The organism is Pseudoalteromonas sp. Z1A2, from assembly GCF_011378755.1.
Classification (GTDB): Bacteria; Pseudomonadota; Gammaproteobacteria; order Enterobacterales; family Alteromonadaceae; genus Pseudoalteromonas; species Pseudoalteromonas distincta.
Map to the genome: position 1 here is coordinate 160,198 of NZ_WTKX01000005.1, position 21,724 is coordinate 181,921.

Sequence of the window (21,724 nt, forward strand, 5' to 3'; positions counted from 1 at the left end):
TTAACTATTGACCTGTTTAACAATAGCCACTAACCTAAATATGGAAGCGCTTCCTTAAAGTTATTAAATACCATACTTAGTGATTAATCAAATTAAATATGGAAGCGCTTCCAATAATGAATTTAATATACGCTCTATACAAAGCAAACTTTACCAAAAAAGAAGCAGAGGTTTTCTCTTAATGAAACAATTATCTTTACCTAGTGGCTCACCACTTTTAGCCAAAAATTTTACTTATGGTGTAGCTACGGCCTCATTTCAAATTGAAGGCGGCGCAGCTGATCGCTTGCCATGTATTTGGGATACCTTTTGCAGTAAAGAAGGCAAAATAGTCGATAATTCAAATGGCGATGTAGCTTGCGAACACTACACTCGCTGGAAAGACGATATAAACTTAATTGAATCATTAGGTGTAGACGCTTACAGACTTTCTATTTCGTGGCCGCGTGTAATGACTAAAAGCGGTCACTTAAACCCGACAGGCGTTAAGTTTTATACCGACATTTTAGATGAATTAAAACGCCGTAACATTAAAGCTTTTGTAACGCTGTACCACTGGGATTTACCACAACATATTGAAGACGAAGGTGGCTGGCTTAACCGTAACACCGCTTACGAATTTGCGCATTACACAGATTTAATTACAAAAGCATTTGGTGACCGCGTACACTCTTACGCCACCTTAAACGAGCCTTTTTGCAGCTCTTACTTAGGCTACGAAATTGGCGTACATGCTCCTGGCATAGTAGGTCGCGAATTTGGTCGTAAAGCCGCGCACCACTTATTACTGGGTCACGGTTTGGCTATGCAAGTACTTGCTAAAAATAGCCCAAATACACTAAACGGTATTGTACTTAACTTTACGCCTTGTTACTCAGTTACCCAAAGTGAAGACGATTTAAAAGCCACTGCATTTGCTGATGACTATATAAACCAATGGTACATGCAGCCTGTAATGCAAGGTAAATACCCTGATATTATTAAGCAATTACCTAAAGCCCACCGCCCAGATATTTTAGATGGCGACATGGAAATAATTGCTCAACCGCTAGATTACCTAGGGGTTAACTTTTATACCCGCATGCATTATCAAGCAAGCAATACCGACTTTTACCATGAGCTGCCACATAAAGCGCCAATGACCGATATAGGCTGGGAAATTTATCCTAAAGCGCTTACAGAATTACTTGTATCGTTAAACAAAAAATACACCCTACCACCTATTTATATTACCGAAAACGGTGCAGCTATGGCTGACGAATTTACAGACGGTGAAGTGAGAGACAACGACCGTATTGAATATTACCACGAGCATTTAAATGCCCTGCATAACGCAACAGAGCAAGGCGTAAAAGTAGATGGTTACTTTGCGTGGAGCCTAATGGATAACTTTGAATGGGCTGAAGGATATTTAAAACGTTTTGGAATAGTACACGTAGACTACAACACACAAAAACGAACTGTTAAAGCCAGCGGTAAAGCGTACAGTAACCTAATAACTAGCCGATAATTTATCGGCTTATAACAAGAAGAACACACACTGTGAACAAACTCCCTTTATACGAAAAAGTCGGTTACGCCATGGGCGATGCCGGTGCTAACTTAGTATGGCGCGGCGCGCTTGCTTATTTAGCGGTGTTTTACACCGATACATTTGGCATATCGGCAGCCGCCGCTGCCATGTTGTTTTTGGTGGTAAGGCTGTCTGATGGCGTAACCGATATTATTATGGGTATGATTGCCGACAGAACGCAGTCGCGCTTTGGTAAATTTCGCCCGTGGATACTCTACTCGGCACCGTTTTTGGGCTTGTTTATGGTGTTGTGTTTTACTACACCCGACTTTAGCACCACCAATAAACTTATTTATGCTTACGTAACTTACATAGGTTTAACGCTTGCTTACACCGTAAGTAACGTGCCCTACTCGGCACTTATGGGCGTAATGACACCAGACGATACAGAGCGCACAAAGCTCTCTGGTTTTAGGTTTGCAGGTGCGTTTACGGGTGGCTTATTGGTTATGGGTTTTTTACCTGAGCTAGTGGCATTTTTTGGTGGCGGCGACAACGCCAAAGGCTATCAGCTTACTATGTACTTATTTGCCAGCTTACTTATTATTTTAATGATTATAACGTTTGCGACCACCAAAGAGCGTGTAACACCGCATGCCTCAAATGAAGGGAATTTAAAATCAGAGTTGTTTGATTTAACCAAAAGCCTGCCATTTATAATCCTACCTTTGCTTGCTACCACCCTGTTTTTTTATTACCGCGATTTATACAGCGGCGTATTTTTTGCCCTTGTTATGGCTGCAATGACATTCGTTATTAAAAAATTACTCAATAAAGATAAACAAAGCTTAACGGGATCACAGCGCGACATGGTTGATCTTCTGACCAACAAACCTTGGTTGGTGTTACTCGGCATTGGTTTTTTAACCATGATGTTTAATGGCATAAAATACGGTGTAATTGCGTACTACTTTAAGTATCACGTAGCCAATGAACTCATGGCTGGGCAATACTTTATTGCTTTGTTGGTTGTATCTATATTTGGCGCACTTGCCACAGGTAAACTGGCCGAAATTATGGGTAAACGAAACCTATTTATTGCTTCATTAATGCTAAGCGGCATACTCACTACTGCATTTTACTGGGTACCTAGTGATAACCTTATTGCTGTATTTACCTTTGGTTGCGCTGCTGAATTTTTTGCCGCGATGATGCCAACATTATTTTTTAGTATGCTTGGTGATTCAGCCGATTATTCAGAGTGGAAAAACAAACGCCGCGCTACAGGCCTTATTTATTCTGCGGGTACATTTGTGCAAAAAACCGGTGGTGGTTTTGCCGGTGCATTAGTATTGGTGGTACTTGCAGGCTACGGCTATAACGGTATGGATGAGCTAACAATTACACAAGCCCTACCTGGTATGCAGTTACTTATGAGCTGGATACCTGCCGCATTTGCTTTTTTAGGCGCCGCATTGATGCTTATTTATCCGCTAACCTCAGCGATGACGCAAAAAATAACAGAAGACTTAGCAATTAGACGCAGTAATGTGTAAATTAACTTTTAATGACCCTTCGCACTTTATATTTTTTATAAAGTGCGAGTAAAAATACATATAAGCTAGGACATCAATGGCGACAATTTATCAAGTATCAGAAATGGCAGGTGTGTCTTTATCAACTGTTTCAAGGGTACTTAACGACAACGACTACGTAAGCAAAAAAACTAAAAAAAAGGTATTAGAAGCAATGAAAGAGCTAGGCTATCAGCCAAGTTCTATTGCTCGCTCTTTGGCGTCTAGCACTACAAACAGCGTCGGTATTTTAGTTTCTGAGTTGGATGGTCCGTTTTTTGGTCAAATGATGTCAGCCATTGAAGAGCACCTTCGTATTGCGGGTAAACACGTTATTATTACCCCTGGGCACAGTGACGAGAAAAAAGAAAAAAGCGGCTTTGAGTTTTTAATAGGCCGTAATTGCGACGCTATTATTGCCCACGTAGAAGCGGTATCAAACGAGTACCTAATTGAGTTAAGTAAAGGCAAAACCCCTATTTACTTAATGAGCCGCTACGTTAAAGAAATTGAAGAAAACTGCATTAGCCTCGACAACGTAATGGGCGGCTACTTAGCCACTAAAGCCATGATCAACAAAGGCCATAAAAACATTGCGTACATAGCAGGCCCGCAGTTTAAAGAAGACGCGTCAAATCGTTTAAAAGGCCACAAAAAAGCCCTCGCAGAATACAACCTAACCTTTGACGAAAACTTATTTTACATAGGCGACTTTAAAGAAACCGGCGGCAGCGACGGCTTAAGGCATTTTATTCAAAATAAAGCGCAAATAACCGCCCTTGTATGTGCCAATGACGAAATGGCATCGGGTGCTATGAAATACGCCCGCGAACACGGTTTTAACCTGCCAAAAGATTTAGCCATTATTGGGTTCGATAACGTAATTTTTACCAATTATCTCTACCCAACACTGACTACTATAGATAACCCAGTTCCCGAAATGGGCCGAGCTGCGGCTAACTTAGTGCTTAAAGACATTTACAAAAAAAGCGGCATAACAGTAAAGCACGTGTTTCAGCCAAAGCTTATTTTAAGAGACTCTACACCGGATATTAATTAACTTTAAATCTAAGTTATGTAACTCATTACGTACCCACTGCGTATCTAAATATTGCTCTACGTATTGCTCTACGTATTGCTCTACGTGCTGCTGCGAAAACTTTAAAAAGTGACGTGCAGCATGCGATATGTGCCTATCTGCTTGCATTACAAAAAACTCTATTCAGACATAAATGCTCACAAATATAAAACAATATCTACATAAAAACACTACAATAAAAAGCATAATAGATCCGATAATTTACCAAAAAGATCGTTTTAAATTTATTTATATTATTTAATAAAATATCACTTTACTTATTTTTAATTTGGCTCTAAATTCGCGCAAATTTTATTATTAAAGTAACCTCTCAAACTTTAAAACAGTGGTTATTTACCTTGATGAGTCGATAAACACACATGGCCGAATCAGCCGCCACAAGCACCTCTAATAACCCTTTAGCACCCGTTATCGGGCTGTCATTTTTTGCTATCGCATCCGGCTTTTTAATGAGCCTTATTCCGCTGTCGTTACCCGCATTTAAACTCGATGAAAACCTAGCGCCTTGGCTTGCGAGCATTTTTTACTTTGGCTTACTTATTGGCGCCACCACAATAGAGCGCATTGTGGTAAAAACGGGTCATCGCTTCGCATTTATATTATTTTTAAGCCTATTAATAGCAAGCGTGCTTGCACAACTTGCACTGCCAAATACCGTTAACTGGTTAATTGCACGATTTGTAGCTGGTGTTGCTGTTGCCGGTGTGTTTGTCGTTGTTGAGTCTTGGTTATTAATGACCAACACAGCAAAGTCGCGTGCTAAACGTTTGGGTTTATACATGACCTCACTTTATGGGGGCAGCGCGGTTGGTCAACTTGCTATAGGGCCGCTTGGCACCGAAGGTTCAACGCCTTATTTATTTGTAGCCTCGTTATTATTTTTAGCTATTTTAGCCCCTTTATTAATAACCAAAGGTCAGCCCGAAAAACAGCACCTTGAAAAACTACCACTAAAAGAAATAAAAACATTAAGCCACCCAGCTATGCTCGGATGCTTAGCATCGGGCTTATTACTGGGCCCTATTTACGGCTTAATGCCGGTGTATATTGCAGCACAAGCTGATCAAGCTCAGTACACAGGAACACTTATGGCGGTTATTATCTTAGGCGGCATGGTCGTGCAGCCGCTTGTGAGTTACTTATCTACTCGGCTTGAAAAAAGCTTATTAATGGGTATGTTTTGTTTAGTAGGCGCAGCCGGTGCTGTGGGTATACTACAAGCAAACACTTTAGCAGGATTAATAGTAAGCTACTTAATACTAGGCGCATGCAGCTTTGCACTTTACCCGATTGCTATAACACTTGCGTGCGACTCATTACCAATGGCAAAAATAGTATCTGCAACTGAGGTAATGCTTTTGAGTTACAGTATTGGGTCGGTATTTGGCCCTATGCTTGCTGCAAATTTATCTGATGCACCCAACGGTATTGTGTTTTATTTAGCAGGCTGTTTAATCACTACCTGTATTTATATGTTTATTAAAAGCATTAAAAATATTCGCGCGGGTAAAACCCCAGTTGCAGGCTAATTTTTAGCTTAAATACACGCTTGCTTATTAACTAATTCTAGCTGTTAAACATCTTGATTTAACAGCTAAAACTATTATTTAGCAGTGAGTTTTTTATGTGGGCTCAAAAAAAACATCTTTTTCCACCCTTGGTTTTGCGTTGTAAAAAGCCACGGCATGGGCACTAACGATAAAATAGAATAATGCACATGAGGCTGTTTTCCTGCGGCATTTCCGGTATCGCCCAGTAAGCCAATTTGACTGTTTATGCTTACTACATCACCTGTACTTACCGAGTAGTTATTTAAATGTGCAAAATAATGCACGCGCCATTTAGGCCCAAGCACCGCAACCACCTTACCACCACGAGTTAACTCACCTGCAAATATAACAATACCGCTTGTTGAGGCAACTACGGGAGTATTTTTTGTGCCAAAAATATCAATTCCTTTGTGCACACCCGACCTACCCCAAGGCTCGTACCAAAACGTGTTATGGTTCCAATCTTTACTTGTGGCACCTTGTACCGGAATCATTATTTTTTCGGGAATTAGTAAGCCTATAATTAGTAAAGTAGCTATTCCAATTGAAATCCACTTAAGTACTTTCACTTTTCTATCCTTGATATTTAAATAACTTATACTGGTAAATTATTAGCCATAATAACTGAACTCATCATGAGTCGTATTTATGGTTTTATTTATGAAGTTTTATTTGAATGAAATACCCGACTAACATGTACTAAGCTGATCAATTTCAAAACAGGTTTTATAAGTAATTGAGCACTGCCCGCTATAAACAACCATGTGCCACTTTCTATTAGTGAGTCATTTAAAAAGAAAAAACTGCCAATTAAAAACCACACAGCAATCAAAAAATCGTTAAACGCTCCCAGCGCTTCATATCGTCGCTGGATGGTAATATGCTCTTGTCCTAAATCTAAAATAAACTGATTACTGGGGTCCATAAGTACTGCTCACTCTTTTATTTAATAATTTAAAAAGCTTGTTTTCACAAGCTAAGCCGCACCATACAATAACAAAATTTACGCAATAAAAAACGCTGGCCAATGCGAATCAGCCAACGTTTTTATTGTTTGTGCAATACTTAACTAATCGTTTATTTTTTCTCTTTTTCTAAACGCTTTTTAAGACTTAATGCAGCATCGGCGGCTAATAAACGCATAAATTCAGAGCCATTACTTTGCTCGCCTTGGCCTGCGCCTATTACAATTTCAGGCACTAAACGGCTATTACCTAGGCTTGTAAATAAAGCGGTTTGAATTTTAACTTCTGCTTTTAGCGTTTCATCAAATACATACTTTGGATCAAGTGCAGCAGACTTAGCTCTTAAACGAGCCTCAGCTAAAACGTCCATACCTAATGCTTCTAAACGTTGTTGCTTTAGAATCTCTTCTTGCTCTTTCGCAAGCTCCGCTTTTACAGCCACTCGTTGCTGCGCAGAAATAATGGCATTTGCCTTAATTCGTTCAGCATCAATTTGCTCTTTTATTTTTAGCTTTTCAGATTCAGCACGTTGCTTAGCAATTGCTTGTTCACCTAAAGCCACTTCAGTACGCGCTTGTTGCTCTGCTTTTTTAAGGTTTTGACGCGCTAGCGCTTCATCAGCAGCAGCCTGCTTTTGGGCTTCAAGGCGAGCATTTACTTTGCTTTCGTAGTCAATATCAATAATGCTGGCATCAACTACTGTAATACCGTAAGCGCCTAAAATGGGTGCGTTACGCAGTGTATTACCCTCATCATCCATTTTAATATTAATAGTGACACGTTGCTGTTTACTTAAATTACCTAAGTCGTCAGATTTATCGCGCTCACCTGTACTAATAATTTGCTCAGTAACAAAAATACCGTTGGTTAATTGATCTGCAAAATCTTGGCTTAATTGACCATTACCACCAGAGTAATGTTGCTCTACCGACATCATTCGCGCCGACGCTTTTACATTTTCGGTGGTTGCACGCATTAATAAATTAGATATTAATGTTTCTTGTGAACCAAACTCTTCGTGTATTTTAAGTAAACCACGTAGAGCACCCGACTCTGCTGCTGGTACATTGCCTGGTAATCTAAAACGAGAGACACCTCGTGCGCCACCTGTTGTGGTATCTAAAAATCGAATTGGTATTAGCGGTACAATTGCGCTTGCTGTTGCACCGGCATCGCCCGTAAAGTTAATCGAAATTACTTTTTTATAAGCAGATGTACTACCAAACGCTTTTAAGTAAGGGCCGGCTTGATTTATTACGGTTAAGTTACCTGTAAAAGCCGATTGATGTACTAAACGCTCATCTGCTTCATTCCACGAAACAACTTGCGATGTAAGGGTTGCTATCACTACCAATACAACAACAATTGATGACACTATAATTACATTACGACGACCAAATCGACTCATAAATGAGTCACTTTTTACTGCTGGGACTGCTTTTTCGCTATCCATTTTTATTACTCTCCATGTTTAATTTCTTTTTAACAAAGTAAATAATTTCCTGTTCACTCAAATGTGCGCAAAAGCTACCAGAGCGATGTAACTCAACAAATGTTGCAAGGATTTCTTCTTTACCTTTAGCTGTTTTATCTTGGTTTTCTTGTGTTTGATTTTTTTCTGTTAGTTGAGTGATTAGTTCATCAACTATCGTGTCTTTATCAAACAGTACGTTGTATTCCTTGGATTTTCTTACCCGACTTTTATGTACGTTGCTGTAAATTACATAAAGTGCAACGCATAAAATAATAACAAGTAAACTTAACCCTATAATATAAAAAATCATAAGCTCTACTTAAATTAGTTTAAATACTTAATGAGCAATAACAATTGTAAGCATTGCTTAACAAATGTTAACCCAGTAATTTTACAGTAAACCCGAGTAAAAAACAGATTAAAAATAAAGTTCATCAGGTATACAGTTATAAGCGCACATAAAAGTAAGCTTTTTCAAACAAAAAATGCCAGTCAGTTATTAACTGACTGGCACTAAGCTAATATTCATTAAAGTGCTTTTTACATTATTCGCATGGCCCCCAATCAACACCGTTTTCACCGCATTCATACAGCATTGTTCCATCTTCTCGGCGAGTCTCTCTAAACCATTGCCCTTCAATTGTTTTTATAATACGTACGTTGTCTGTGGTTTTGTATTTACGCCAAAAGCTAGCATCAATAGATGTTTCGTCATCAAACTTATAAGGCATAGCAGCGAGTACGGTCACTAAATCTTGAGTTTCTAAGTCAGTAGCTTTGTCTTTAACATTTACCCAATCAGATAATGTTTGAAAGTCGGCATTTTCTTCTCTAAAGGCAAAGTCAATTTGGTAAAACGATCCTGACTCAGTATAGCTAATGCTAAAACCTCGCTCGAACGGTGTATCTAAATTAGCACTAACGCATTCATCTGCTGTTGGGAAGTTAACCGATGGGCTAGTATTAGTAACGCCATAAAGCACATTGCTTTGCTCAAAACTAACGTTCTCAATGCTAGAGCATCGGTAAGTACGATCGGCGTTAATGTAAACATCGTCTCTAACTGTTAATTTTCCATTTAACGATTCTTCGCCCCAAGGCGTATCTATTGAATCCAATCGAGACAAAATAACGTCAATTTTGTCGAGTTCGTCTGTATTTTGAAGCTTTACTTGCTCATAAATAAGTTCAGCGCCTGCAAAAATAACTTTGTCGCGGTACCATGCATTTTCAAACCCATACTCTGCATCTTTTGCTGTGTCTTGATAAATCACTGCTCTTACTTCTTCTGCATCAGGATACTGAGCATCTAGCTCTTGCTTGAATTTATAGGCGGCTTTTAACCCCTTAACAATTGCTTGTGCTCTGTCGTAAGCGTCGCTGTCGTTAGTAGCGATAAAATCTGAATAAATTTGTTCCGTCGACAAATTATAATGCGCAACCAAGTTTTGCATAACATTTGTTATTTCGCTTTGAAGGTTTGCCAGTAGCTCAGTATTTTCTTTAAGTGCATCACAACTTAAATTATTGTTACCAATTTTTTGTAATTGAAGGCTCAACTGTTCCCAAATAACGGTTGTTAAAGGGGATATATTTCGAATATCTTCATCAGTCAGAGCCTCAATTGAGGGTGGAAATGACATTTGATACGCTTGTGTTACCTCTCCTAAATCCTCGTCAATTGCGCCGACAGGTACATCAACGTACATAGTTGAATACGGCACACACAGCGCCTGCTCTTCTGTAAAATTAAAACTATAATTACCCGATTCTTCAGAGACTACAGAAGGTTCTGATTGCTCGTCAAAAGTACCATCGCCATCAATATCCAGCCATACTATTGCACCAGATACATAACCATCAATAACCTTTCCTGTAAGAGAGATAGTGTTAACTTCTACGGGCTCTACTTTCACGGGATCTGGCTTAGCTACAACTGGCTCTACAACGGCCGCTTTATCACCGCCACCACATCCAACAAGGCCTAGCGTAAACGCTAATGAAATAGCTAACTGACTTTTTTTAAAAAACATACAAAGACTTCCTTTTTTGCACTTTAATTATTATTAAAAATCATATTGTTATAAATTAAATAAGTTACTTTAATACAAAATAAGTAATGCCAATCTGCTTATATATGGGTTCTAGTTAACGTTAAGAAATTACGCTAGAACGAGGCAAAAATTTTTGTATCTAGTTGTTCTAAATAAAATTTTAACGACGTTATAGTGCAATTTAATTTGTTAAGTTACTCAAAGATTTATGCAGGTTGGTATAAATTTAAACAACAGAAATTTATTGAATTTTTATGGGGGGATGGCAACAAGTTAACATGCCCTGTACCTATATAGTGACACAGCATGTTATATTTAGCTCTTACATTTGTTAATTAAATATAACAAATGCCAGCTATTCTTAACTAATATGGACTACAGGCACCTAGAGTAAAGGGCTCAAGTGATGACCGAGTTTTGTAAACGAATGTATATTATACATAGGTTGGTTTAGAGCCCTTCGAAAACTCTAAACCAATTATATAAGTAAACCATTAGCATTTTTGATTCGCTCTTAAAATTAAAAAGCCACCTAATTAAGGTGGCTTATGTTTATTGCATTGTGTTTCTAAAGTGCCTGAGTATCGTTTTCTTCGCGTTTATAAATATAGGTTTGTTGGGTTTTAAAGCCAAAACCAATTGGTTCAGCGCCATTTACTAGCTTAACTTTTCCACCTTCAACATTTAAATTTGGCCCAAGTATTTCAATAGCTTTTATCGGCTTATCAGAACCTTTAACCCCAGGGCCTATTAAATAAAACTGACTAACTTGCGTTACATCCGTTGCATCATCCCAATCGCACTTACCATCCGCATCATTATCTGCACACGACGGGCCTTCCCCAAAAAATAGTTTCGGTGTATCAGGTACATCATTACTTGTTGCAAATTTCACATCGTCATAAACCTTCGTTCCATAATGCAAATGAAAGGCGTAAAGCGAACCACCACCACCCGTTAACGAACATTGGTTTTGTGTTGATGATGAAGATGCAGGCGTAAAGGAAGTAAAGTAAGCAACCCCACCAACGACCGTTGCTGCAGCAAGGGACTTTTCGCCTGTCCCTAATTCGTATCGCCACCCTTTAAATTCGGCTAACTTAACTTCAAGGTTAACAAATTTATCAACGTCATCAAGTGCATTACCAAATGGGTCTTCATTCATTTTCATTAAATCATCTGGCATTATTGGGGCTGGAAATTCAGTAAATATTTTTGTTAGGGTGTTTTCATCACGGATCATATACAGCTGATCTTGCTCATTAGTAGCAAGTGGGTTTGAACGATTTCCGCTACCTATAACTATTGCGTCGTACGGGGTATCTAAACGGGTGGTGATCATTTCACCACCATAATTGGTTTTAGTAACTTTACTAAACAGCGTTCTAGCAACTAATGGTTTGTAAAAAAAACGTCTGTCTTGCGACGCTAATGTACTGCCAAGTTCCGCAAGTTTAAAATGGGTAATATCACCTTCATCTTCACTAGGAATATCTACTCGCCAAATATTACCGCCAGTATCGGTTGCATAAATTCGGTCGATATACCCGTCGTAATCTGAGTCAAGCGTAGTTACATCCGCTGCAATACTGTGCTCTCCGGTAAAACCATGCTCATCTGGAGTCAGCGCCCATACCTTTTCGCCAGTTTTAGCATTAACAATGTAGATACCTAGCCCGGTTTCATCTGTTGTTCTAATCGCATTATCTTTGTTTGTATCGTAGCCTGCGCCAAATATTAGCAATGGATCCTCACCAAAGGCTTTAATGTATGCAATTTGAGGCTTAGACCATGTTTGCGCTAAATATTTAAATTCTTCTGAGCCACCAACAATAGGCTTATTCCATAATTTTTTAGGTTCGTTAGGGTCACTTATATCAAGCGCGTAGTAATTTTTACCGCCTCTGCGCATACCTGCAAATGCCCACACTTCATCACCATCACTTGCTCTAATAACACCATCGTTTAACCCTTCGCTATTTGAGCCTTTATTATTAAAGAACACACTTATAGGCCCATCCATGCCATACACTTTTGTATTTGCAAGATTACTACGCAAAGCAGGAATGTTTTTTAATAAGGCAGCAGGTGTAAAAGCCCACTTTTCTTCAACAGTATCGCCTTTGTCTTCAAACATATGTAAAAAGCCGGCATTAGTACCAACAAGTATGTGAATACTTCCATCGCCGTAATCTATAGATACCGGCTTTGAATGCAAAGGGTCGCCAAAAATATTGATTCGCTGATCTACTGATGAGTTATCACCATCTTCATTGTCAACATCAACCCCTCGTGCCCAGCTAATATCACTCTCCTGTAAAGTTAGCCCGATATTAGGAATCAAATCAGGGGCAAGATCGGTAACTGTACCTGTCGCTAAATTTAAAATGGTTTGTACTTTATCAAAAGTAAAATCAATAATACTGCCCGTTTTATCTATGTAAATTTTACGACTGTCAGGGTCTAAAGTTGATAAAAGTAAATTTACGCCACCCTGGGCTACTAAATTCCCATCTGCAGGCTTATTAGTTGGCAGCCAAAAAGTTCGCGCTTTCTCATCAATTAACCCATTTTCATCAAGGGCTATTTTATCAGTTGAATCGACTATATTTGCACCTGATACTTTTAGTTTTTTTAAATTCCCGCTCCAACGTGCGCCTGTTTCTGGGTAAAACATCGCAAAGTAAATTGACTCTCGGCTACGTGTTTGGTCAACATTATTACTTGCTACCGTAGGAGATGAAAAACTATCGTTAACTTCGCGTATTTTCGATATTGTATTATTAAGCGCTTCAGAAAGTTCAGTCGATGTATCGGCATGTAAGTACTCGCCGCCGCCCAATAAAGCGGTTTTTTCTAATAACTTTTTACCATTTGTGCTCATGCCACTACCAAAACCGATAGTAAAAACTCGCCCCGTATCGGCAACCTCTGGCGTGGTGTCGTACAAGTCAACTTCAACATCTCTTGTACCGTGTATTATTTGAGCTAAAGCGGCTAAATAGCTATTACTTGTAGTACTAGGATATGAACCAAAAGTAGATTTGTATAATGATTTGATATCATCATTTCGGGTAATATCTTGTGTCGGATCACCATCAGTCATTAATATTAAGCTAATTGAGTTATCACAACGCTCATCTGCACCAACAGCCTGTTGAAAAGGAGAAACATAACGAGGTATATCAGTACCACTTTGATCTCTCTCAATCGTAGTATCTCGTTTGTCCGTATTTTGCCCATACCAAACCGTCTGCCCAGTCATATATAGGTAAGCTTCCCATAAGGTCTCAGTAATAGGTGTATTCCCGCTAGCAGGCAGCTTTTTTATTTGACCCAATATTTTGTCATGTGAGGAGCCTAGGCCAGCCATAACATAGCCACCATCATTGCCATTAAAACGCATCAAACCAAAATCAATCGAGCTGTTATCATTTACTAATTGGGTCATCGCGCTTATACCAGCATCGATTTTTCTAGGTCCACCATTAGGCAACTTAGTCTTCATACTTCCTGAAGTATCAAAAATAATAAGTACACGAGGGTTTTCGTCGGTTTCAACATTATGGTTTACGTATAGCTCTATATCTTCGGCAAATACAGAAACGCTAATACCTACCCCGAATAACAAGGCAGCTATTTTTTTTAGTTTAAATTGCATTTTTAAATCCCTTTATTTGCGCTTTTTATTTTTATTGCGCAAGTTAATAACTACTCTATTCCCTGTTTAATTTTTAGTAATATTGAGGTGGGACTAAAAATAAAACAAAAGTCATATCTAGCTATTCATCACAAAACAGTGATTAGCATCCACGTGGCGTCAATGCTATAAAATATATATTACTTCGATTTTTAAATAAAAACAGACTAAAGTCAAAGACATTAGGTTTTATTATCATTTAAAAACAACAGTTTAAATAAAACAATCCCGTTTTACTGCACAGTTAAATCATGCTAAAAAACTATATTTTTACCTATGTTTCTATATTTATAGATCTATGTTTTAGGTAACAAGTACTTACCAATATAAATTAGTAACGTAAGGCTCTAAAAATCACCTTTAAAAACACTATTATTCAGTAAAACTGTTTTATTAAAAGAAGTGTGTTTATAGGTAACTACGGTTATTCAAACATACAAAAAAGCCCATATTAGGTGCTACCTAATATGGGCTTTTATACTCTCGCTAAATTATAAGCGTTTTATACAAGCATTCTTATAAAGATAACTCTTTCTTAGCGCGAGTTAAGTTATGTGTTACAAGTGAGTTTTTAGAAATTTGAACCGCTTCATATAAATCAGAAATACCAGCAGTGTCTTTTTGAGCCTTAATACGTGCTACACCACGGTTACTTAATGCAAACGATGTAAGTTCACGTACTTTTAAACGCGGACCATGGCTTTGCTTAAGCAATGCAATTGCTTGTGTACAAATAGCTTCTGCTTCTTCGTAGTTTCTTGCTTCAACATTTAAAGCACAGCTATTAAATGATTTTTCAAATGCAGGTGCTGCAGTTACAGAGTCTTCAATAACCATTAATTTATAATCACCTTGATTAGCCATTGCAGCAGCTGAGCAAGTTAATAATGAGCCAAGAGCGATGGTTTTTAAAAGTGTAAATTTCATGATTATATTCCTAATTAGTTAAGTCGTACTTGTTGCCGACAACTTAACTTTAGAGTGTTAGCTCAATTACCACAAACGATAAAAACAAACCTAATAAGTGAATAAATCTAAACTATAGACTTTAGTCTAACACCAACAAAAATACCCAGAAATTACAATAAGTTAAAAACCATAAAAATCACTAAATAATAAATAATAAATAATAAATAATAAATAACAGAATACAGTTTTATTATTTTTTAATAATACCAATTCGCTTAATTAAGTGATCTATTTTGAGGATGAAAAAACGTGTTGATAGCTAGGCAAAAAATTCGCTATTTGGTTGTTCTAAATGAGAATTTTTTAACGCAGGTAGCGACACGTTTAGCCCCGCAAAATGATTAAGTATTATTGCGGGTTGGTATAACACAATAGAAAGTTAATAAGCACGAAAAAGCCGATATTGAGGTTTAACCCAACATCGGCTTTTTTACTCTCGCTATTTTATATCATGCTTTAGTAAGCGCTTTATAAAACACGTTATAAAGGTTTTTTATAACGATAATTCTTCTTTAGCGCGAGTTAAGTTGTGCGATACCATTGAGCTGTTAGACAATTTTGATGCCTCGTATAAATCAGCAAGTGCAGCTGTATCGTTATGCGCTTTTAAACGTGCAACACCACGGTTGCTTAATGCAAATGACGTAAGTTGGCGTACTTTAAATTTAGGGCCATCTGCGTCTTTTAAAAGTGCGATTGCTTTAGTACAAATTGCTTCCGCCTCAGCGTAATTTTTTGACTTAACATTTAGTGCGCAGCTATTAAATGATTGCTCAAGTGGCTGTGGCGCTGTTGCAGTTTCAATAACCATTAATTTGTAATCACTTTGATCAGCCATTGCAGCAGCTGAACATGTTAATAGTGAGCTAAGAGCGATAGTTTTGATAAGTGTAAATTTCATGATTAATTTCCTGTAAGTTAAGTCGTACTTGTTGCCGACAACTGAACTTTAGAGAATTAACACAACCCCGACAAACGATTAAAACAAACCTAATAAGTGAAGAAAATTAACCTATAGACCTTAGTCTAATACGTTTAAACTTTTTCTATATATTTAAACAACTTACGCACCAATAATCGTACCTAAAATCGCTACTTTACGTTTTAAAATGTATATAATTATTTATGCTTTTTTTTAGTTGGTTTTATTTTAAACACCTTACTTTGGCATAGCTGAGTAACTATCAAACAAATTTATACATTTAATTACATGCAATACTAAGTCATGTATTTATAATTACAGCTCTGGTAACTTTTCATCATTAATGGGTTAACTTTTTTGAAACACATACTTTCTCTTTTTGTTTTATTAAGCACGCTTTTATCATTTAGCCAAAATGTTAACGCAAGGCTTTTGCTCGGTAATGACATGCCTAACACCGGTATGTTTATAAAATCAGAATTTAATGGCGATAGCAGCATTACATCTGCGGGTGTAGAAATGATGGTTAAGCAAAATTACAGTAACTTTGGTGTTGTTTTTACAAGCGCAATTGGCGCGGCAGTAATCGATAATAAACAAGGCGAGCAAGAAGAATTTATAACGTGGGACAACGGCATGAAGCTTGGTTATTTTAATGACTTTTTTATATACGCCGAGCTTGGCTTAGATCTGTTCGAACTTGCCTTAAAAACGATAGGGGCGACAACACCTACCAAATAGAAAAATCGAACAACGACATAGACGGCTACGCAGGTATAGGTGCGGGTTATCACTTTAAGCCATTTAAAATAGAAGTATTTACCCGAGCACGCCAAATAGATGGCGACTACTGGGAAGCACAAGAACATATTTACAGCGGTGTGCAGCTCAGTTTTACGTTTTAATTGCCCTTTTCTTATAAGAAAAATAAAAAGCGTGTGAAATACAGCTATTTCACACGCTTTTTAAAGAATTATATTTAACAGGTTTGATCTATCCGATTTATATTTAACGGATAGTTTTGGCTACTTTACCAATACTCAAACCCTGAATTAAAATAGAAAACACCACAACCGCATAAGTAAGAGCCAACAAAATATCGCGCTCGTTCCCATCAGGTAATTGCAATACCAGTGCAACCGAAATACCACCACGCAAGCCACCCCAGGTTAAAACTTTCCACGCACCAGATGGCAACTCTAATTGCTTATTAAATGTAGTGGTTGTTATACCCACAACAATTAAACGTGCCATTAACGCTATTAAAATTGTTAAGCCACCAGCAATAAACAAATTACTCGAAAATGCAATCATGACGACTTCAAGCCCTATGAGTACAAATAAAATGGCATTTAAAATTTCGTCAATCAGCTCCCAAAATAAATCAACGTAATGGCGTGTTTTGTCGCTCATAGCCATACTGCGACCATGATTACCCACCATTAACCCCATCATTACCATTGCAAGTGGGCCCGACAAATGCCAATGGCTTGCCAGTGCATAGCCACCAATAACGCCCGCTAAAGTAAGGAGTACTTCTTCTTGGTAACTATCAATACTTTTAAGTAAGTAATATAAAATACCACCTAATACCAAACCAAAAACAATACCGCCACCGGCTTCTACCGCCAGCGTGTGTGCTACATAATAAGTTGTAGGAATATCACCACTTGATAAAACACCCAATAAAAGCACAAAAATAACCACGCCAATACCATCGTTAAACAACGATTCACCTGCAATCACGGTTTCAATACTTTTAGGCGCACCCGCAGATTGTAAAATTCCCATTACCGCAATCGGATCGGTTGGCGAAATTAATGCGCCAAACAATAAACACCAAATAAATGCTAAATCAAAACCAAGCAAAGGAAGTACTAAATAAAGCGCACCAGCAATAATAACCGTAGATAGCAACGTACCCATACAGGCCAAAATACCTATTGGCAACTTATAGCGCCTTAAATCGCTAACATTTACATGTAGCGCCCCAGCAAAAAGTAGCATAGAGAGCATGCCATCGAGCAAAACTTCAGTAAAATCTAACTGATCGAGCAAGCTCACTTCGTAATCTATAAGATCATCAAACCCTAAAAAGCCCAAAAATATAGCGCCGATAGATAAAAGCATCGAAATAACCATAACGCCAATGGTTGTTGGCAAGCCAATAAAGCGATGGTTTACATAGGTGAGTAACGCGGTAATTGATAAAAATATCGCACTTATTTCAAGTACGCTTAGGCTGGTTCCTGGTGCCATGGTTTAAATCTCAATATTTATTTGATGATGCCTTGCTCAAAAAAAGCAAAGCAGAAGGGTTATTATTTTTATACGGTTATCTCGCATTATATTCGTGTAGCCTAAACAAGCATACCCAAAATATTAATTATAAATACACACCCTACTCTATTAACGTATTTAAGGTATTAACTTACGCATTTAATAAAACAAAAAAGCCCATGTTAGGAATTAACCTAACATGGGCTTTTTTACTCTCGCTATTTTATAACATGCTTTTGGTAAGCACTTTATAAAGTGTTTATAAAGAAAGCTCTTCTTTAGCGCGAGTTAAGTTGTGCGATACCATTGTACTTGTAGACATTTGGTTTGCTTCGTATAAATCAGCAAGGCCTGCAGTGTCGTTATTCGCTTTTAAACGTGCAACACCACGGTTGCTTAATGCGAATGACGTAAGTTGGCGTACTTTAAATTTAGGGCCATCTGCGTCTTTTAAAAGCGCAATTGCTTTAGTACAAATTGCTTCAGCCTCAGCGTAATTTTTTGACTTAACATTCAGTGCGCAGCTATTAAATGATTGCTCAAGTGGCTGTGGCGCTGTTGCAGTTTCAATAACCATTAATTTGTAATCACTTTGCTCAGCCATTGCAGCAGCTGAACATGTAAGTAGTGAGCTAAGAGCGATAGTTTTGATAAAAGTTTTCATGATTATTGTCCTGTTAAGTTAGCCGTGCTTGTTGCCGACAACTGAACTTTAGAGAATTAACACAAAACCTACAAACGATTAAAACAAACCTAATAAGTGAAGAAAATTAACTTATAGACTTTAGTCTAATGCCAAATTACTAATTTACGGCAATTGGTATTTATACAATCAGCAACCAAACCCACACCTTATTTAGTGCGTTCAAGCAACTTAACTACTTGGGCTACAACCATTTCTGGCTCATCTTTTTGCGGGTAGTGATAACTTTTATTTGTTATAACTATTTCACCTTGAGGAAAGGCATTAGCCCACTTTGAATGTAAGTCGCCCCACATTTCACGCGCTTTGTCGGTAAAAAATAATACCGATGGCTTTTTATATTTTTTAACTGAGGCGATAACAGTCACGGGTATATCAGCAATTTGTGGATAATCAGGCAGCGGGCGCTTTGCCCAAAAATCTAAATACTGATTCGACATGCCATTTTTCATGTCATCAAGCTTTATTGCTGCAATTTCTTTTTCAGCGCGTGGCAAATCAATCGCGCGCAATATAAGCACCATAAGAGTGCGCAACATACACAACAGGCTCTTCTATTTTCAGTGTTTTAAGTAATAACACAGCCTCAGCTGCATATTCTTCTGAGCTATAGTTTTTCTTTATTTGTGCAGAGCCGCCATTACCAATACGAGAATACCGTATAACTTTAGCGTGCTTGGTAAGTGATTCAAAAATCGGGTCCCAATCACTTAAACCAGCAGAACCACCCGCTTCGAGTAAAATAGTATGTTTACCTTTACCACCTAGCTCGTATTCAACGTCAAAGCCATTTACTTTGACGACAGTCAATTTAGCTAATGCATTATTAGATAATAAAAGTAAGAAAAGGATTTGTATTGTTGTTTTATAAGTCATAATTTAATTAAACTTCACCATTACTTGAAACAAATATTTGATCACGCAACTTTCACCATGCTCTAAACCTCAAAAGATGCAATCTTCCTTAAGTATCTTTTTGAATATTCTTACTTCATATCTTACCTCAGATTAAAATTGTAAAAAAATTACTTTCGACTAGGAATATACGTAACCTCATTTATCACCCAAACCTATAAACTCCCTCGCCCATATGCCATAATCTAAATAATTCATTATTTTAGTAACTTGGCGCGTATTTAAGCGCTTTTAAGTTAACTACTCAGGGTTTTCAGCATGGCATATCAAGAGCAAAATCAAGCAACAATCTATTGGCACGACTACGAGACTTGGGGGGCGAGCCCTCAAAAGGATAAGCCGAGCCAATTTGCGGGTATTCGTACCGATCTTGATTTAAATATAATTGGCGAGCCGCTTATTGAATATTGTAAGCCGCAAGCGGATTACTTGCCTCACCCTGAGGCATGTTTAATTACGGGTATTACGCCACAAGTGGCGATGAAAAAAGGCTTGGTTGAGGCTGAGTTTATAGCAAAAATTCATGCCGAATTTAGCGTGCCAAACACCTGTGTTGCCGGTTATAACAGTATTCGGTTTGATGACGAAGTAAGCCGTTATAGCTTTTACCGTAACTTTTACGACCCATACGAGCGTGAATACAAAAATAACAATAGCCGCTGGGATATTATTGATTTAGTACGTGCTTGTTACGCGCTGCGCCCTGAAGGCATTGAATGGCCGTTAAAAGAAGACGGCAGCCCAAGCTTTAAGCTAGAGCATTTAACCGTAGCTAATGGTATTGAACACGCTGCAGCGCATGACGCGCTAAGCGATGTAACCGCCACTATTGCACTGGCTAAGCTAATAAAAGAAAAACAGCCAAAGCTATATAACTTCTTTTTTGGGCTGCGTAATAAAAAAGCCCTTGCTGAATTGGTTGATGTATTTAACATGACGCCGCTGGTGCATACCACATCGCGCATACCTGCAACACAAGGCTGTACAAGCTGGGTTGCACCAATGAGCTTTCATCCGGTAAATAAAAACGCGGTTATTTGTTTTGATTTAACCCAAAATCCACAAGTACTCATTGATTTAAACGTAGAAGAGTTACGCAAACGCTTATACACCAAACGTGTAGATTTAGCCGAGGGTGAATTACCTGTTGGCTTAAAACTAGTGCATTTAAACAAGTGCCCTATTTTAGCCCCAGCTAAAACATTATTGCCTGAAAACGCCGCCCGCCTTGGGATTGACCGCGAGCAATGCTTAGCTAACTTAGCTATTTTAAAAGCCAATACCGACCTTCGCGATAAAGTAACCGAAGTGTTTAACGAGCAAGGCGATTACAGCGCAACTACTAACGTTGACTACTTACTTTACGATGGTTTTACAAGCCATGCCGATAAAGCTAAATTTGCGATTATTCGCGATGCTAAACCAGATGAATTGGCTGGGTTGAAGTTAGACTTTGAAGATAAAAAGTTTAATACATTGTTGTTTAGATACCGCGCCCGTAACTGGCCTGAAACGCTAAACCAGCAAGAGCTTGACCAATGGCGCCAGTATTGCCAAAACAAGTTAATGCACGGAGAAGATCAACCGTCGATTAATGCGCAAGATTTTATGATCACCCTTGAAAACCTAGCGCATGAACATGACGACAGCGAAAAAAATCTTACAATTTTAAAGGCGTTGTATAACTACGCACAAAGCATGTAATTCGGTGTAGACGTAGAGCTTGCTCACGTGAAAAGCACCGCTTTTAATTACTTAAATAAAACTCTATTCACAAAGAGAAGCGCATGAGGAGTAAATGAGAATACATAAAAGCAATAATCTTTTGATCCATCACTGCCTCTAAAAGCGCAGCGCCTCTAAACCTCTTTGTGAATAAATCACTTTACGGGCTTTGCCCGTCACGCAAGCAAGCTTCGCGTCTTGTATCTCTCATTGATAAATGATTAGCTATCATTTATCACATCGAAGTCAGTGAGCTTGCCTTCGCGTCTAGTATTTAATAC

The 21,724-nt window shown here is 38.2% G+C and carries 16 protein-coding genes and 2 pseudogenes; 6 read left to right on the forward strand and 12 right to left on the reverse strand.

Annotation, left to right across the window (positions count from 1 at the left end):
- The first annotated feature begins 181 nt into the window (after nucleotides 1-181).
- The 3 genes from GQR47_RS06165 (at nucleotide 182) to GQR47_RS06175 (ending at nucleotide 4,147) form a co-directional block, all read left to right on the forward strand.
- Nucleotides 182-1,510, forward strand: a complete 1,329-nt coding sequence (locus GQR47_RS06165) for a GH1 family beta-glucosidase (RefSeq protein ID WP_154903756.1) — start codon at nucleotides 182-184, stop codon at nucleotides 1,508-1,510.
- A 32-nt stretch (nucleotides 1,511-1,542) separates the two neighbouring features.
- Nucleotides 1,543-3,069: an MFS transporter gene (locus GQR47_RS06170; RefSeq protein ID WP_149604933.1), complete on the forward strand. Its 1,527-nt coding sequence runs from the start codon at nucleotides 1,543-1,545 to the stop codon at nucleotides 3,067-3,069.
- 76 nt (nucleotides 3,070-3,145) lie between these two features.
- Nucleotides 3,146-4,147 (forward strand): LacI family DNA-binding transcriptional regulator, encoded by a 1,002-nt coding sequence (locus tag GQR47_RS06175; RefSeq protein WP_002961833.1) that lies wholly within the window; start codon nucleotides 3,146-3,148, stop codon nucleotides 4,145-4,147.
- Here GQR47_RS06175 and GQR47_RS06180 read toward each other — a convergent pair.
- Nucleotides 4,118-4,303: pseudogene (locus GQR47_RS06180) on the reverse strand (hypothetical protein); the annotation flags it as partial. The gene GQR47_RS06175 and the pseudogene GQR47_RS06180 sit on opposite strands and share 30 nt — an antisense overlap.
- Nucleotides 4,304-4,545: 242 nt before the next feature.
- Here GQR47_RS06180 and GQR47_RS06185 point away from each other — a divergent pair.
- On the forward strand, nucleotides 4,546-5,715 hold the full coding sequence (locus GQR47_RS06185; RefSeq protein WP_024595215.1) for an MFS transporter: 1,170 nt from the start codon (nucleotides 4,546-4,548) through the stop codon (nucleotides 5,713-5,715).
- Nucleotides 5,716-5,789: 74 nt separating this feature from the next.
- On the opposite strand, the gene GQR47_RS06190 is transcribed toward GQR47_RS06185, so the two are convergent.
- The 8 genes from GQR47_RS06190 to GQR47_RS06225 form a co-directional block, all read right to left on the reverse strand.
- On the reverse strand, nucleotides 5,790-6,305 hold the full coding sequence (locus tag GQR47_RS06190) for a M23 family metallopeptidase (RefSeq protein ID WP_024595216.1): 516 nt from the start codon (nucleotides 6,303-6,305) through the stop codon (nucleotides 5,790-5,792).
- 89 nt (nucleotides 6,306-6,394) lie between these two features.
- The gene (locus GQR47_RS06195) at nucleotides 6,395-6,661 is read right to left on the reverse strand and encodes a YrhK family protein (RefSeq protein ID WP_002961829.1); all 267 of its coding nucleotides are present in this window, start codon (nucleotides 6,659-6,661) and stop codon (nucleotides 6,395-6,397) included.
- A gap of 152 nt (nucleotides 6,662-6,813) precedes the next feature.
- Nucleotides 6,814-8,154, reverse strand: coding sequence for an SPFH domain-containing protein (locus GQR47_RS06200; protein ID WP_002961828.1), 1,341 nt, complete (start codon nucleotides 8,152-8,154; stop codon nucleotides 6,814-6,816).
- Complete coding sequence (locus tag GQR47_RS06205) at nucleotides 8,147-8,485, reverse strand: hypothetical protein (RefSeq protein ID WP_024595217.1); 339 nt, start codon at nucleotides 8,483-8,485, stop codon at nucleotides 8,147-8,149. The genes GQR47_RS06200 and GQR47_RS06205 overlap by 8 nt, the downstream gene beginning before the upstream one ends.
- 235 nt (nucleotides 8,486-8,720) lie before the next feature.
- Nucleotides 8,721-10,208: a hypothetical protein gene (locus GQR47_RS06210; RefSeq protein WP_024595218.1), complete on the reverse strand. Its 1,488-nt coding sequence runs from the start codon at nucleotides 10,206-10,208 to the stop codon at nucleotides 8,721-8,723.
- Between the two features lie 589 nt (nucleotides 10,209-10,797).
- Nucleotides 10,798-13,890: a PilC/PilY family type IV pilus protein gene (locus tag GQR47_RS06215; protein ID WP_024595219.1), complete on the reverse strand. Its 3,093-nt coding sequence runs from the start codon at nucleotides 13,888-13,890 to the stop codon at nucleotides 10,798-10,800.
- Nucleotides 13,891-14,445: 555 nt separating this feature from the next.
- Complete coding sequence (locus GQR47_RS06220; RefSeq protein WP_004336087.1) at nucleotides 14,446-14,856, reverse strand: hypothetical protein; 411 nt, start codon at nucleotides 14,854-14,856, stop codon at nucleotides 14,446-14,448.
- A 535-nt stretch (nucleotides 14,857-15,391) separates the two neighbouring features.
- The gene (locus GQR47_RS06225) at nucleotides 15,392-15,799 is read right to left on the reverse strand and encodes a hypothetical protein (protein ID WP_002963253.1); all 408 of its coding nucleotides are present in this window, start codon (nucleotides 15,797-15,799) and stop codon (nucleotides 15,392-15,394) included.
- Nucleotides 15,800-16,267: 468 nt separating this feature from the next.
- On the opposite strand from GQR47_RS06225, the gene GQR47_RS20470 reads away from it, so the two are divergent.
- Entirely contained in the window at nucleotides 16,268-16,561 is a 294-nt protein-coding gene (locus tag GQR47_RS20470) for a hypothetical protein (protein WP_240915871.1), read from the forward strand.
- Between the two features lie 267 nt (nucleotides 16,562-16,828).
- On the opposite strand, the gene GQR47_RS06235 is transcribed toward GQR47_RS20470, so the two are convergent.
- The 3 genes and pseudogenes from GQR47_RS06235 to GQR47_RS06245 form a co-directional block, all read right to left on the reverse strand.
- Complete coding sequence (locus tag GQR47_RS06235) at nucleotides 16,829-18,079, reverse strand: sodium:proton antiporter (RefSeq protein WP_154903755.1); 1,251 nt, start codon at nucleotides 18,077-18,079, stop codon at nucleotides 16,829-16,831.
- 280 nt (nucleotides 18,080-18,359) lie between these two features.
- Complete coding sequence (locus GQR47_RS06240; RefSeq protein WP_024596464.1) at nucleotides 18,360-18,764, reverse strand: hypothetical protein; 405 nt, start codon at nucleotides 18,762-18,764, stop codon at nucleotides 18,360-18,362.
- 188 nt (nucleotides 18,765-18,952) lie between these two features.
- A pseudogene (locus GQR47_RS06245) lies at nucleotides 18,953-19,679 on the reverse strand (alpha/beta hydrolase).
- Nucleotides 19,680-19,976: 297 nt separating this feature from the next.
- On the opposite strand from GQR47_RS06245, the gene sbcB reads away from it, so the two are divergent.
- The gene (gene sbcB, locus GQR47_RS06250; protein ID WP_154903754.1) at nucleotides 19,977-21,422 is read left to right on the forward strand and encodes an exodeoxyribonuclease I; all 1,446 of its coding nucleotides are present in this window, start codon (nucleotides 19,977-19,979) and stop codon (nucleotides 21,420-21,422) included.
- The last annotated feature ends 302 nt before the right edge of the window (nucleotides 21,423-21,724 follow it).

Coding starts and splice junctions, on each gene's coding strand:
- GQR47_RS06165 (WP_154903756.1), top strand. CDS start 182: ATGAAACAATTATCTTTACCTAGTGGCTCACCACTTTTAGCCAAAAAT.
- GQR47_RS06175 (WP_002961833.1), top strand. CDS start 3,146: ATGGCGACAATTTATCAAGTATCAGAAATGGCAGGTGTGTCTTTATCA.
- GQR47_RS06185 (WP_024595215.1), top strand. CDS start 4,546: ATGGCCGAATCAGCCGCCACAAGCACCTCTAATAACCCTTTAGCACCC.
- GQR47_RS06195 (WP_002961829.1), bottom strand. CDS start 6,661: ATGGACCCCAGTAATCAGTTTATTTTAGATTTAGGACAAGAGCATATT.
- GQR47_RS06200 (WP_002961828.1), bottom strand. CDS start 8,154: ATGGATAGCGAAAAAGCAGTCCCAGCAGTAAAAAGTGACTCATTTATG.
- GQR47_RS06205 (WP_024595217.1), bottom strand. CDS start 8,485: ATGATTTTTTATATTATAGGGTTAAGTTTACTTGTTATTATTTTATGC.
- GQR47_RS06210 (WP_024595218.1), bottom strand. CDS start 10,208: ATGTTTTTTAAAAAAAGTCAGTTAGCTATTTCATTAGCGTTTACGCTA.
- GQR47_RS06215 (WP_024595219.1), bottom strand. CDS start 13,890: ATGCAATTTAAACTAAAAAAAATAGCTGCCTTGTTATTCGGGGTAGGT.
- GQR47_RS06220 (WP_004336087.1), bottom strand. CDS start 14,856: ATGAAATTTACACTTTTAAAAACCATCGCTCTTGGCTCATTATTAACT.
- GQR47_RS06225 (WP_002963253.1), bottom strand. CDS start 15,799: ATGAAATTTACACTTATCAAAACTATCGCTCTTAGCTCACTATTAACA.
- GQR47_RS20470 (WP_240915871.1), top strand. CDS start 16,268: ATGCCTAACACCGGTATGTTTATAAAATCAGAATTTAATGGCGATAGC.
- GQR47_RS06235 (WP_154903755.1), bottom strand. CDS start 18,079: ATGGCACCAGGAACCAGCCTAAGCGTACTTGAAATAAGTGCGATATTT.
- GQR47_RS06240 (WP_024596464.1), bottom strand. CDS start 18,764: ATGAAAACTTTTATCAAAACTATCGCTCTTAGCTCACTACTTACATGT.
- sbcB (WP_154903754.1), top strand. CDS start 19,977: ATGGCATATCAAGAGCAAAATCAAGCAACAATCTATTGGCACGACTAC.